9 protein-coding genes are annotated in these 14,812 nt (G+C 40.8%); 6 read left to right on the top strand and 3 right to left on the bottom strand.

The features are described from left to right. Positions 1-2: 2 nt before the first annotated feature. On the bottom strand, positions 3-1,355 hold the full coding sequence (locus IR083_RS19855; protein ID WP_194225609.1) for a radical SAM/SPASM domain-containing protein: 1,353 nt from the start codon (positions 1,353-1,355) through the stop codon (positions 3-5). Positions 1,356-2,034: 679 nt separating this feature from the next. Here IR083_RS19855 and IR083_RS19850 point away from each other — a divergent pair. From IR083_RS19850 to IR083_RS19830, 5 genes are all read left to right on the top strand, one after another. Next, positions 2,035-4,044, top strand: a complete 2,010-nt coding sequence (locus IR083_RS19850; RefSeq protein ID WP_194225608.1) for a hypothetical protein — start codon at positions 2,035-2,037, stop codon at positions 4,042-4,044. After that, the gene (locus tag IR083_RS19845; protein WP_194225607.1) at positions 4,044-4,541 is read left to right on the top strand and encodes a hypothetical protein; all 498 of its coding nucleotides are present in this window, start codon (positions 4,044-4,046) and stop codon (positions 4,539-4,541) included. The genes IR083_RS19850 and IR083_RS19845 overlap by 1 nt, the downstream gene beginning before the upstream one ends. 1,067 nt (positions 4,542-5,608) lie before the next feature. Further along, positions 5,609-10,588 carry a leucine-rich repeat protein gene (locus tag IR083_RS19840; RefSeq protein ID WP_194225606.1) on the top strand — a complete coding sequence of 1,660 codons (4,980 nt, stop codon included), beginning with the start codon at positions 5,609-5,611 and terminating at the stop codon, positions 10,586-10,588. Between the two features lie 133 nt (positions 10,589-10,721). Then, complete coding sequence (locus IR083_RS19835; RefSeq protein WP_194225605.1) at positions 10,722-11,444, top strand: hypothetical protein; 723 nt, start codon at positions 10,722-10,724, stop codon at positions 11,442-11,444. A gap of 500 nt (positions 11,445-11,944) precedes the next feature. Continuing rightward, positions 11,945-12,679, top strand: coding sequence for a phage regulatory protein/antirepressor Ant (locus IR083_RS19830; protein WP_194225604.1), 735 nt, complete (start codon positions 11,945-11,947; stop codon positions 12,677-12,679). A gap of 50 nt (positions 12,680-12,729) precedes the next feature. Here IR083_RS19830 and IR083_RS19825 read toward each other — a convergent pair whose 3' ends face one another. Both IR083_RS19825 and IR083_RS19820 read right to left on the bottom strand, forming a co-directional pair. Next, entirely contained in the window at positions 12,730-13,239 is a 510-nt protein-coding gene (locus IR083_RS19825) for a rhomboid family intramembrane serine protease (RefSeq protein ID WP_194225603.1), read from the bottom strand. Between the two features lie 93 nt (positions 13,240-13,332). Further along, positions 13,333-13,707 (bottom strand): hypothetical protein, encoded by a 375-nt coding sequence (locus IR083_RS19820; RefSeq protein ID WP_194225602.1) that lies wholly within the window; start codon positions 13,705-13,707, stop codon positions 13,333-13,335. Positions 13,708-14,000: 293 nt separating this feature from the next. On the opposite strand from IR083_RS19820, the gene IR083_RS19815 reads away from it, so the two are divergent. Beyond that, the gene (locus IR083_RS19815; protein ID WP_194225601.1) at positions 14,001-14,771 is read left to right on the top strand and encodes a hypothetical protein; all 771 of its coding nucleotides are present in this window, start codon (positions 14,001-14,003) and stop codon (positions 14,769-14,771) included. Positions 14,772-14,812 lie beyond the last annotated feature (41 nt).

The following is a 14,812-nucleotide window of genomic DNA, read 5'->3' as shown; positions in this document are numbered from 1 at the left end:
CACTAAGAATTATTTTCAATATTATCATACAAATCATCTATTAACCATTTCAGCAATTTCTTAGCATGAATACAAAATCTTTCATCCAATTCATAAATCGAACCATACATATATTCTGCTGCATACGGGCAGCCTCCACCACAAATACCCAAGCATTCACAATCAAAACATTTTTCCATAAATAATGGACTTCTCTTTTTCCAGTAATTAAAGTCAATATTTTCCCGGAAATCAAAATTTTTATCAAATACGTTTGCAGAAAAATATTTGCGGTTATTTAAATAACCATGACAAATACCTATTTCACCAGAAGGGGTGATTGTATATTGGTTCCCTCCAGAAGCACAACAATCGTACAAATAAAGCTTATTAACAGAAAACGCTTGCACTTTCCGCATCACTCTATCTTCATAAATACCTTGTTTTCTCAATACTTTGAAAATATCGATCATAAAACCTGTGGCATTTTCATAATATGAGTTATTTTGTAGTATTTTGTGGTTGGGTATTAATAAATTAAAAGCAACCGTAGTCGGATTTATTTTTAAAATCTCTTCTAAAATAGCCTCTTTATTTTTAATTATATTTTCAGTAATCGTAATAGATAGGCTAAATGGTATCTGTTCTGTTTTACACAATTCGATTTTTTCTCTCACAATATCAAAAGTATCCTTGTTATTTTTACTAATTCTGTTTGAGTGAGCAGATTTATCTATGTCATAAGAAATTCCTATCGAAATACGATTGGCTTTCAAAAATTCAATTATTTCAGAGGTTAATAAAGAACCATTGGTTATGATGGCGAATCTAACATCATCAGGCCAATATTCTGTCCGTTTGATAAGTTCTATTTCTTCAATGAAAAACTTAATGATATCATAGTTTAGTAAAGGTTCTCCTCCGTAAAAAGTAATGGTTTTATCATAATCCGTTTGTTGCCTTTCATATGTTCTTTGCAAAAGGGCTACGCTCGCCTGAACACCTTCTTGGGTCATAACTTTATTTATTTTATTTGCATTAACGGTTTCCGAAATGAAACAGTATTTGCAATTAAAATTACAGTTTTCGGTTACAACTATATAAGTATTTGAAATGGCAGATGGAAATATCAGACTGGTACATTTATCGTACAAAGCGTTATCCTCTTCGTTTGATTTTATAATAAAATAGTTTTGATACAGATACTTTATTGAATTTTCTATCTCTGTATTTACAAATTTATTTGTTCTAAAATATAATTCTATATTTTGAAGTTCCTCTTTATCAATAAAAACTGTTTTTATTAATAGAGAATGATAAATACCAATAACATTTTTTTCTACATAAAAAAAATGTACATATTTTGAGAATTGCATATATCTATTTTTATGATTAATAAAAAAGAAGTGATAGAAGATATTATTATTTCTATCACTCTTTTAAAGATTACAAAAATACTCTTTCATCTGCTGAAAGGTAATTTTGCACAATCGGCGCGTTACAGTTAGCACCGCAAGTACAATTACAAGCAGCGCCACCACATACACTCATGTGTCCTTCATTACAATTCTGTACATTTCCTTGAATTTTAGCATAATCTGCCTTACTCGGTATTAACATAACATATAATATTAATGCCTACTCTTTATAGGATTTTCGGCTACTTCCTTTCATTATAATGATATGTGAAAAATAGAAGTTTTTTTGTTAATATTAAAATATTCTTCCCGTTTTTTTGAAAAATTATCTATTAATATGCAAATATACTTTCGAATCAGTAATATTATGTATAGTAATGAAGGTTCGCATTGCATTTCCGGTCAATGGTTACGGGAAGACTGGTCTTTATTTATCCGGTTTCATTTAGCTTCATATGCAACGGGATTAAAGTATTGATAGTCAGAAATGCAAATATAAGAAAATCATTAACTGTTTCTCCACAACGTTATGCCCGTATTATTGAAAGCACCGGAACAATCAACAGGTAAATAACTTTTTGCATCAGGAACATGCCCGTTCCTGTAAAACCGGTTTATTCGCTCCAAAATTAACCATATGCAGGAAGCGAAAAAAGTCAACCTGAAAATAGCGGCTAAGTATTTCCCCCGGAAGGAAAGGGAGAAGATTGATACGGTAAACGGTGGCGGCACATTCGAAAAAAACGGCCATGTCCTGACGGAGGCCTATACTGCCTGGTCTGCCCTGGATAAGTTCAGGAATAATGCCAGGCGCAATAAGAAATATACTTTTGAAGACCAGTGGGGAGACCATATAAGGGTCGGCTGCAAGACGGTTACCGAAAGGCAGCATATATTGAACCAGGGAGGCGTGCCGTTACAGAATAACCGTATGCGCTCCATCATGCGTTCGGTTGTCGGGGTATTCCAGTCCACACAGACCGAGCCCGTATGCGTATCCCGTGACAGGGACGAACAGGGCAAGGGCGAGATGATGTCGGCAACCCTGCAATATGTATATCAACTGAATAAGCTCTGGGGCCTGGACAGTGTAAACCTGCAATACTTCCTGTTTTCCGGTATCGCGATCTTCAAAAGCGTATACGGCTGGCGCAACGGCAAGATGGATGTCTGGAACGACCTGGTCAACTATAACGATTTCTTTGTAGACCCGGATATGAAAGACCCCCGGCATAGCGACTGCCACCTGGTGGGGCAATTGCATGACAAGTCCATTCATCAGGTAATGGCGCAGTTTGCCGATGGTTCCCCGCAAAAAGCCGGATGGATAAGAGATATCTACGGAAGGTGCAGGGACGGGGAAGCTACCGTTTCCTATGTAGCCGATACCCTGCACCAGGATATAAACGAAAGCAAGGATTTCTTTATGCCCGCCAATCCGGCACAGTGCAGGGTCATCGAAATATGGAGAAAGGAATATAAGGAAAGACTCCTTGTACATGATACGCTCACAGGGGAGTTCTATAAAGAAGAACTGGCCTCAAAGGCAGGCTTCGATACGGAAAACGGTATCCGGATACAGCAACAGGCGGCACAGGGCATTGCCCCGGGCGATATGCGGCTGATACAGTACAAATGGTTCATTGACGAATACTGGTATTTTTATTACATGACTCCGCAGGGGGACGTGCTGAAAGAAGGGGAAACGCCCTACTGGCATGAATCGCACCCTTTCTCATTCAAGATATATCCCTTTATAGACGGGCAGGCATTCCCTTTCATCGGGGACTTTATCGACCAGCAACGCTATATCAACAGGCTGATAACCTTGCAGGACTTTGTCATGCTGGCCTCTGCCAAGGGAGTGCTGCTGTTCCCGGAGGATTCGCTTCCCACAGGTTATACAATGGACGATATTGCGGACAGCTGGGCCGTATATAACGGGGTGATCGCATACAAGCCCGCCGCGCATGGGAAAATACCGCAGCAGGTGATCGCCAATTCATCACAGACCGGAGCATACGACATGCTCTCCATACAGCTGAAATTACTGGAGGATATATCCGGCGTACAGGGGGCACTACAGGGCAAGGCTCCCGCTGCCGGAACGCCTGCCTCCCTGTATTTGCAACAGACGCAAAATTCCACTACATCCCTCACTGAAATATATGAGGCCTTCAGGGAACTGAGGGAAGAGAGGGACATGAAGAATATGAAGCTGATACAGCAGTTCTACCCCGACAGGAAGTATATCAACCTGAACAGGAATAACGCCGGCCCCAGGTCTATTGTATATGACGCCGGGCTGGTACGCAATGCGGAGATGGATCTGAATATAACGGAAAGCACATCCACCCCTGCATACAGGATGGTCATGAATGACTTCCTGATGCAGATGTTCCAATTGGGGCAAATAGATATGGAGATGTTGCTTGAAAACGGGTCTTTCCCCTTTGCCGATAAGTTGCTCCAGTCCGTCAAGGCCAAAAGGCTGGAAGCGGAACAGGCACAGCAGGCCATGATGCTGGGGCAGGCTGTACAGCCAACCGGACAGGAAATGGTTCCGCAGGATATACGGCAACAGATCACACGGAATACGAATCCCCTTATACAAAGCATGTTGAACAGGAATAATAACGTTGCCTGATGAAATTACTTACATTTATATATTCCCACGAACAAATATTCCGGGCGGTAAAGCAGGAATCGTCACTGCTCGCTGTCAGGAAGCAGGATAAGGACGGCAATCCCTTGTTTGAGCAGCTTGTCTTCGATGAGGCTTACCTGCCCAAATTCCGGGAACTGTTCTTCAATGCGCAGGGACAGGTCGCCCCTGCACTGGCAGCATACCAAAAGAATATACCCGCCGGCCCGTCTTATTTCGAGAGGGCGGATTTTACAAAGGACAGGGATTATATTGTATATCTGGGCATGGATGATGATTTTAACATGCATATAGCAAGGCCCGTGGAGGATTATATCTTCCATTTTATAAAGGACCGGATCATGTATGAATGGCTGAGGAATAAAAGCCCCGACGATGCATCCGTTTACCTGGCAGCCACGGAAAAGTATAGGACAGATATAATAATAGGATTGGCTCAAAAAATCAACGTGAGGAGACGGAAAGGGTATTGGTTTTAGTACTATGCAATCAAAAATTGCATGTAAATTATAGACGGTCAAAAAGATATTACTATTTTTGTACAGAATAATACTAAAAAATTATTGCCTATGATATAAAAGCGTAGAACTACGCACATTTTAAGATATATTGGAAAAGGCGTATAGCTTTTATTCTGGTTCTTGAAACTTCGCAAATTTCAAAAGTCGCCAAGAGTAAAGTGATGACGCTCACGCTACGGCGTGGGCTTTACTCGTTTATTTGGCGACATGGTATTGCGAAGACCTCAAGAACAGATAACTGTAGTTTTGTCCACGCTTTTTTTATGTGTGTATGTTAGATACCAGTCGCTGGACAAGGAGGGCTTGAATGAGATGTATATAAATATGTCATTTAAACTAAAAAAAAGTACAAAATTCAAAAATTATACAGAATTTAATATATTTTTGACTAAACTATAATTTAAAACTTATGACAAGAGGTTAATATTTGATAACTGATACAAATGAATCTATTTTTGCATAATAGAAATAGGTTATCCGATATCGGACAGCGGCAGATTCGCTACCGGAACGCATGATTTACAAAACAGATAAAACGATGAATATTTATCAGCGTTAAATTAATAGATTTTGAGAAACTGAGGACTATTTTTATAATAGATATAAAAACGGCCGGTGATCGGCAATTCTAATATACATTCAGTAACCTAAAACACAGCTGCTATGAACTATAAAGATGTTTTTACAAAAACAATAAGAGAAATACAGCACATTTTCCCCACAGAAAATATAGCGGTTAGGATTCTTTGGACAAAGAACCCTATGAATATACATCGTTTTTCTTCGTATATAAGTATATCGTTTCAATTTACACACAGGCAAGACGCGCATAATGATGGTTTTACGCCGGTTTTCTAAAGAAGATAGTTTCCACTTGTCCTAATCAAATATTAAAGTAATGATGCAAAACAATGATAATATTAACAGCCCTTTCAGGACATAAAAAATAACATATGAATATAGATAATAAAAAAGAAAACAAAAGTAGTAGTATAAAAACAAGAAAATTAAATAAAGAAAATACAATGCAAAGAATCAATCTCTTTTTGATGGTTTTATGCTTTTTAGCCATTACAAACAAAGCAAATGCTTGGACGGGTAGCGGAACAGCCGCAAGCCCCTGGCTAATCGGTGACAGCTCGACCAACACAGTTTCCGCCGTTAAAGCGAAATTACAAGGCGACACGCTATTAACTATCTTCGGTACAGGTAATATGGCTGATTTCCCGTACTCTACCGAAGGACAAACGCCGTGGCGGCAGGCGGGAAAACACACACTTATTAAAACTGTCGTAATCGAAAGCGGCGTTACCAACATTGGCGATATTGCTTTTCAGGATTGTAGCAATTTACAATGGATTACAATTCCCGAAGGCGTTACAATAATCGGGACGCGGGCGTTTGAGAATTGCGTTTCGCTTTCTGCAGTTAGTATTCCAAATACTGCCACAACTATTGAATCGCAAGCATTCAAGAATTGCACAGATTTAATATCTGTCAATAATAACGCAAATATTCCACAAAGTAATGTGGCAAGTAATGCTTTTTCAGGGGTAACTGTTTCAAATGTTTATTTGACAGTTCCGCTCGCACCGCTAAATGATTATAAGCAAGCAACGGTATGGCGCAATTTTAATGTAAAATCTCAATATGTACGTTTTACAGAAAATTTGGGAAACGATGTTGACGAAATGATTGTAGACCCCGACGGCACTCTTTATTATTATCAATACCGTGATGCTGCACATACAATACCACTTAAATTAATAATTCATAATAAGGCGAATGACAGCCACCCAACAATTGTCACTTATAACGAAAGTGGCTTACCCTCAACCATAACTACAAAAAACAGCACTGTTCTTTTTGATAATTACGAAGAAAACCACTGTTCTGTAACACAAATTTCTGCAAATAGTATCAATGAATCTGTATTGCAAATATCAGGATGGTGGAGTGAAATACAGGATATGTGGGACACACCACTTGACAAGACAAATAACATACTCAGTCTTGTTGGAACTGCCTTATCGTTTGTTGATAATGGAGGATTTGTCAGTATGGATCCGCAACTTGGCGCAATTACTGCCCTTGTTGAATTTGCAGGATTGGACGAAATGTGTCCCGCTTTGAAACCTATCATAACCGGTATAAATGTACTTGGAACAGTGATTGATTGTGGAGTAGCATATTTTTCAGGCGAAACAAATATTCTTGCCGATGTTCAATGTGCGTTAGGAATATGGAATCTTGCGGTAACAATCTATAATGCACGGCATCAAAACAGCGACATAAAAACTTGGAATTATGATTGGAATTACAGTTTGGATTATGGCGTGCTAACTATTTACGGAACAGGTGTAATGACACAACCAAGTGGCGGTTATCCGTGGGCAAATAGAAAATCCGAAATAACAAAACTTATTATACGAAGTGGAGTAACTTCAATACCAAGATCTGCATTTTCAGGTTGTGACAACCTAACCACCGTAACCATTGAAGCAGGTAGCGACACGCTATATGTTAGCGATAGTTATTCTACATTTTATAATACTCCCATTCAAACATTAAAATTACGCAGAAATATCAAGGATACTTACGGCAATAATTTCACAGGTTTTCAAAAAACAACGCTCACAAGTTTGGAGATCGGCAATCAGGTTACTTTCATTGACAATTCGATGTTTTCGGGTTGCACGGGCTTAACTTCGGTAAACATTCCAACTTCGGTAAAATCTATCGGCAGCAGTGCGTTTTCGGGTTGTACGAATTTGAAGACATTAACCATTGGCAATAAAGTCACATCAATCGGCAATCATGCATTTGATAACACAGCATTAACGGATTTGACCATACCTTCGTCTGTAAAGGAAATCGGCAGTTACGCCTTTGATGGTTGCAAATTCGACAACGTCAGGATAGAAAACAGTACGGATACGCTGTCCCTAAGCAATAGTTTCTTTGGTAGTACTCGTTCTGATGGTGGAATCAAATCTCTGTATTTGGGGAGGAATATTAGTTATTCTTATACTATAACAGGGTCTCCGTTTGATAGCGATACGTTGCTGGTGTCGGTAACGATGGGCGACAATGTAACATATATTGGTCGCAACTTCTTTAATGGCTGCAAGAACTTGAAAACGGTAAGCCTTAGCAGCAATATTACTTCGATTGGATATAGGGCGTTCTATGGGTGCAGCAGCTTATCAAGTATAGACATTATCCCTTTAACTGTTACTTCTATCGGCGATTACGCTTTTAATAATTGCAAAGAAATTAAATCGTTGGTTTTGCCCGCTTCCGTTACTGAAATAGGATATAATGCATTCTCAGGTTGTACTAATTTGCAAAGCGTAAAAACAGATATGACGTTTATTCCAAATAATATTTTTTCAGGTTGTACGAATTTGAAGACATTAACCATTGGCAATAAAGTCACATCAATCGGCAATAATGCTTTTAATAACACAGCATTAACGGATTTGACCATACCTTCGTCTGTAAAGGAAATCGGTTTTTCCGCTTTTGGAAGTTGTAAATTCGACAACGTCAGGATAGAAAACAGTACGGATACGCTGTCCCTAAGCGGTAGTTTCCTTTCCGGTGGTACTAGTCGTTCTGACGGTGGAATCAAATCTCTGTATTTGGGCAGGAATATTAGTTATACCGGTTTTAACAGCAGCATACTACCAGGTTCTCCTTTTGAAAGCGATACGTTGCTGGTGTCGGTAACGATGGGCGACAATGTAACCTATATTGGCAGTGACCTTTTTTATGGCTGCAAGAACTTGAAAACGGTAAGCCTTAGCAGCAATATTACTTCGATTGGATATAGGGCATTTTATGGGTGCAGCAATTTATCTCAAATAATCAGCAAAGCAACTATACCTCCGAAGCTTTCAAATTACACATTCTACAATGTACCGACAAACATTCCTGTTTATGTTCCCTGCGGCGCATACACAAACTATCGCGATGCACAGTATTGGAGTTCGTTTACCAATTTTGTAGACTATTGCACCCAAGTAACGCCTGCCGAAACTTCTGCGGTTATTTCCTGGACTGCAATAGAAAACACCGAATATTACAAGATTGCAGTTTATGCAGACGAGGCGCACACGCAGGTAATAGGGCAATATAGGGTAGATGCCACAGGAAATATTACTCGCTTGCGCAATACAACTGAGCAAAACGAATTATCGTTGTCGGTAACAAACTTATCGGCAAGTACGCCGTACAGTTTTACCATAACGGCATACGGCAATAATAACACGGAAGTAGTTACTTTTTCTGGCGATTTCACAACCTTATCAAATGACATTGCCTATATTGTTACTTTCGACAGTCGGGGCGGAAGTTCCGTGTCAAGCCAGCAGATTACGTCAGGGCAGCGTGTTTCCGAGCCAACAGCACCGACAAAATCAGGCTATAACTTTGGCGGCTGGTACAGAGAAAGCAGTTGCACTAATGTTTGGAATTTCAATAACGACGTGATAACAAGTAACGTCATGCTTTACGCCAAATGGACGCCAACCAGCTACATTGTCGTTTACAACGGTAATGGAAATACAGGCGGTAGCACATCATCGAGTACCCACACTTACGATGTGGCGAAGAACCTGACGGCAAACGGATTTACCAAAACAGGATATGCATTCGCAGGATGGGCAACCAGTGCAACGGGTTCGGTAGAATATTCCAACGGTCAATCCGTTTCAAATTTAACGGCAGCCAATAACGGCACTGTAAATTTATATGCCAAATGGACATTAACTACTGTCGCTGTAACAGGCGTCACACTTAACCAAAATACCGCTTCGCTTATAGCCGGCAATACACTGCAACTTACGGAAACCGTATTGCCAAGCAATGCTTCCGATAAGAGCAGAACTTGGTCGAGTAGTAATATCTCTGTTGCTTCGGTTAATAGTAGCGGACTTGTAACTGCCAAATCAGCAGGTAGCGCAACCATTACCTTAACAACCAGAGATGGAGGCAAAAAGGCAACCTGCGTTGTAACTGTGTCATCACCCTCCCTTACGCTTTCATCTACTGCCTACAACTTTATTGCAGGTGGCGGTACATCTCCGGCAATAACCGTTACCTCCAATGTATCATGGACAGTATCTGATGATGCCACGTGGATTATAACTTCAAAAACGAACGGCAGCAATAACAGCACGTTTACAATGACAGCAGAGGCAAATACAGCCATATTTCCACGCAGCGCAACCATAACGGTAACAGGCGGCGGGATAACGAAAACAATCAGTGTTACACAAAACGCAGCCCTTCTGCCTGTTCAAAATTATCAGGTCAAGACTACAAATTGCACATGCCGCGGTACGGACGACGGAGCCATCGATATCTCGTTTAATAAGTCACTGAATTATACTGTGAAAGTAACAGGCAATAATTATAGCAAGACAGATACGGCTACTTCAAATTACCATCTCTCCGGTCTGGCTGCCGGTACATACACCGTGGCCATTACGATAAGCGGTCTTACCGGTTATCAGCAAGATTTTACCGTGGTAGTGTCTCAGCCTGAAAGCCTGAACGTACTGAAAGCTGATGTGGCTACCGGTACGGCGCAATATGTAATGAGTGGAGGTGAAACTTATCATATCACTGTGAATGGTATTACCCGGACTACCCGTAGTAATACAGTAGAGATACCTTTGCAAAACGGAGAGAATCGTATCAGTATCCGTACTGAAAAGAGCTGTCAGGGTGTATATGAAGAGACCGTCTTTTTCAATGGACAGATCACACTATTCCCGAATCCTGCCGATGTACAGGTTACTATCAGCATACCCGGTGAAGATGAGCAGGTAACTGTGGAAATATTCTCTATGAGCGGTTCCAGACAATATAAAGAGAAACTCACCGTGTCATCTGACAGGCTGGTACATATTAATGTATCGGGTTACTCTTCCGGTACATACTTGGTGAAAGTAAGCGGAGCCACAATCCAGGATATAGTAAGAATGGTGAAAAAGTAAAAACTCTATATGGCTTTCTCAGGGGAGGGGTAAAGAATTTGCGGACGTATTTTTAACAAAGCAGATTGCCCCGCCCTGAAAGAGTAGGATTTCAATTTGAATTTTTAAAATTATCAAATCATATTTATATTATATGAACTCAAAACGAATATTTTCAATTGCTGTATTAGTAGCCACATTATTACTTACCGGATGCGGTGGGGGTAGATCAGAAGATGAGGAAGAATTTGTACCTGTACAACCAGAATTGCCGGCTCCAGGCAACGTTGTGCTTTCTGCGCCAGCGGATAACACCGCTTGTCTGAAAAGTTCATCTACGAATACAGCGCAAGTTGTTTTTTCATGGAATACGAGTGCCAATGCCAACAGTTACCGGATTGAAATAAAAAACCTGAATACGCAATCCACAACAGGCTATAATGTCAATGGCACAATGTACACGGCTATTCTGGAAGTAAATACTCCCTATTCGTGGAGTGTGCAAGCGATCAATCAGACGGGAAGCAAAGTTAGTCCGGTATGGAAATTTTACCTTTCCGGTATACCGGAGAGTAATTATGCGCCTTTTCCTGCTGATCTCACATCTCCGGCTCCGGGTGCAACGTTTAATGCCAATGGAGCATCCACAGTGCAGGTTACCTTCCAGTGGATAGGAAGCGACCCTGACAATGATGTAAAAAGCTATGCCGTTTATACAGATAACTCGAATGCTTCCACTCAGGTGGTGGCATCGCAAACCGCCACCTCACTGACGCGAAGCCTTGCAAGCGGAAAAACCTATTATTGGAAAGTGGTAACCACTGACAAGGCAGGGAATACCTCCACATCAGTAGTGAACTCGTTCCAAGTGAAGTAACAATTCATAAAAAGTCTCCGTCAATACAAAGGAGGCTGTCCTATAAACAAAATCAACTCTCTGAAAATAAAATATTTGAAATCAGTTTCAGATATAGGTCTGAAGAAAAAGGTATAAAAATGGAGCTGCTCCCACAAGGGACAGCTCCTTTAAATATTTATTATATACCACCTACTTATTACAAAATCTTTATCATGCAGGACGTTCTGAATATAAGTCCTGTAACAATATACTAATCTTGCATAAAGAACATAAATTACTTTGTAACTGAAAGATATCGGGTTACTCAACCTGAACCGCCAATCGTATTAAACTGCTTTTCAAGCAAAAAGTAACAGGGGTGTAAATAAGTATCTGTACAGTAGTTCCTATACCCTGTATATCCTGCATAAATTTGCCTTATGAATATAGTAATAAAAAAACAAAGAGGCTTCCTGATGTTTGGCGACAAGGATACCTCTTTGTAATATAAACCCTAATAACGGAAATATATTATGACAATGGCAAATGTAGAAAAATTTTACCACAAAACAATGTCGAGCCGTGAAATTGCGGAGTTGACAGGCAAAACGCACAAGAATGTGTTAGCAGATTGTGACAAACTCAATGAAACTTATAGAGATTTGGGGCTGGCTGAAATTTCAGCAGGGGTATATTATCACCCAAATACAGGGAATCAACAACACAGGGAATACCTCCTTACCAAAATGCAATCTCTTGACCTGATGACAGGCTACCGTATAGATTTGCGCATTAAAGTTAACCGCCGCTGGGAAGAACTGGAAGCAAAAGTCCTCCCGCAATCCGAAGATGAAATACTGCTTCTTGCCATGAACACCCTTGCTAAGCGTGTGGAGGCTCAAAGGCAGCAACTCCGGATATTGGAGGGTGAAAATGAACTCCTGGATAACGAAGTGAAAGCCTTAGCCCCTAAAGCCGCCTACACCGATGAGGTGTTACAGTCTGCATCCACTTATACAATGACGCAGGTAGCCAAAGAGCTGGGTATGTCGGCAATTGCTTTGGAGCGGAAATTGAAAGATCTGGGGGTTATGTTCCGGCAGTCGGAGCAATGGCTGTTATATGCAAAGTACCAGGACAAAGGATATACAAGGCCACGGACGCATAGCTACGAACGGAAGGATGGTACTAAAGGAACCAACACCATCACCGTATGGACTGAAAAGGGAAGGGCATTTATCCACTGTTTATTTCAACGGTCTAAAACGGCATAATGATGGAAATAGGTTATATATCCGTAATAAAACAGAATACAAACACAGAATCATTCCGTATCAGCATGGGATTTTAACCGTGCTACGGGTACGGATATAACCATCCCTATTACCAGCGAGTCCAGATGGAGTAAAAAATTACTGTTCCCTTTTACAAAGCTGACGGATAAAGAAATAATAATACAGCCTATATATAGCAGGTACTTCCGGGTATCTGCTATTTTTATATGCTTATCCAGTAATGTAATGCCTGTATATAATCCTGTCATGACATAAACGGCGCCTGATATGCCGACGGTCGGTTCGTCGTGCATCGCTCCAAAGGAAGCCAGGACAGAGCAGCCTGAAGACAGGCCCAGAAATACCCATCTGTTCATATGCTTCTCCAGGGAGGTATAGGTACCAATAAAAGCAAGTGAGTTTATTAATAAATGGAGTGCGGAAGCATGTTGAAACATGTATGTAAAATGCGTGTATAAGGGGGATGCATTTGTGTAGCCCAATTCATTCCCAAAGGATATATACACAAGTATAAGTGTGAAGACAATCAGGTATTTCATGTTTTTAATGTGCCGATATGCCAATTAGTAAATGTGCCAATGGTTTTAATTTGAAAATTAGAAGATTTGACACATTGAATTTTCAAATTAATTTTATTTTCCGAGAAGTTTATAATACAGGCTTGTTGCCCGTGCATGTGAGATGTAAAAGCGCGGAGCCTGCTGCTCCGACAATATCTTCGCTATTTGTGCAGGAGTATAATCGTTTTGCTTCATTATCTCTTTTGCCCGTTCCAGTACCTCTGTATGCAGTTGCCTGGATACTTCATTGCGGGGAAGGTTGTTCCCGTTATTACGGATAATCTTCATATAGGCCCTCTGGTGTATATAGAATGATTTGGCCTTTTTATAAATAGCCTTTGATGCTATACCGGATACGGTCAGGCGGGCGCCTTCTTCTTTCCGTACAGCTTCGCAAGCCTGTAGGAAATCCCTGTTCCTTTCTTCTTCGTAAAATAATGCAGACATAGAGAATTAATTATTTAATGGTTTAATATGCCAATGTGCCAATTCAATTTGAGAATTAGCATATTAGCAAATGATATTGTCGCTTTGCGCCAACTGGCATATTGGCATATTTACTAATTGGCACATTAAATTCTTTCCGTGTTTAAAATTGGGGATTAAGGGCGGGAAACCATAGCCGGGGATACGGATACTTATTTACATGCTCATTACTTTTTGCATGAAAGACATCAAAAGCGTTGTTTATTCCATTTTTTTGTCATACGGAATCAACGTGACTATATAAATATTAAAATATGGAAGGAACAGATGTAACAAAAGAAGAAAAACCGTCAGGACGCGGCGGCGTCCTTGCAAAATTCATGAAAGCAAATCCCGGATTCGAAGGGGAACCGACCGAAGAGCAACTGTGGGAGTTTGCCGGTAATGACTATGCCGGACTGAAAGGAACCCATAAAAAATTCATGTCGGGACAACAGGGGCTCCACGATTATATATCCAGAGACCCCCGTTTCGGAGCGGCTATCGGTATGAGCTTCGGGGAAGGGGAAGATAAGATCCCGTTTAACCATGCACTGGGAAGATTGTACGGGCCGGATGCCTTCAGTGACGATGAGGATTTTATCAGGGGGACGCAGGAATATAACCAGGCGCAGGCCCAAAGCCGGAAGGAACAGGAAGAGGCACAGGAGAATTTCCGGGAATCCCTTCAAAGGTTCGAGCAATATGTTTCCGGTAACCAATTGCCGGAAGAAAGGAGAAACGCCATTTATGACGGGCTTATGCAACTGGCCGAAAGTTTCCTGATGGGCAATATCCCGACGGAAATATTCGAACTGATAGATAAGGGCCAGACCAGGGACAATGACGTTGAGGAAGCCATCGCAACCGCTGAGATCGAAGGCAGGAACCAGACCATAAAAGCAAAGATGAAAGAGAAAACGGAGCGTCCGGACGGTATTGTGGATATGGGAAGCGGAACGGGCCCGGAGATGAAAAGCCGGGACAGGGAGCTGTTCCAGCCCCGGCCGGAAAGCGTTTACGACCAGTTGAAGGAGATTAAGTAAATGTGCCAATGTGAAAATATGCCAATGTGCCAATGGCGCGA

It is taken from the genome of Dysgonomonas sp. GY75, assembly GCF_015234155.1.
Taxonomy (GTDB): domain Bacteria; phylum Bacteroidota; class Bacteroidia; order Bacteroidales; family Dysgonomonadaceae; genus Dysgonomonas; species Dysgonomonas gadei.
Note: the sequence above shows the minus strand (reverse complement) of the source record. Positions and strands in the feature narration are given on the sequence as shown.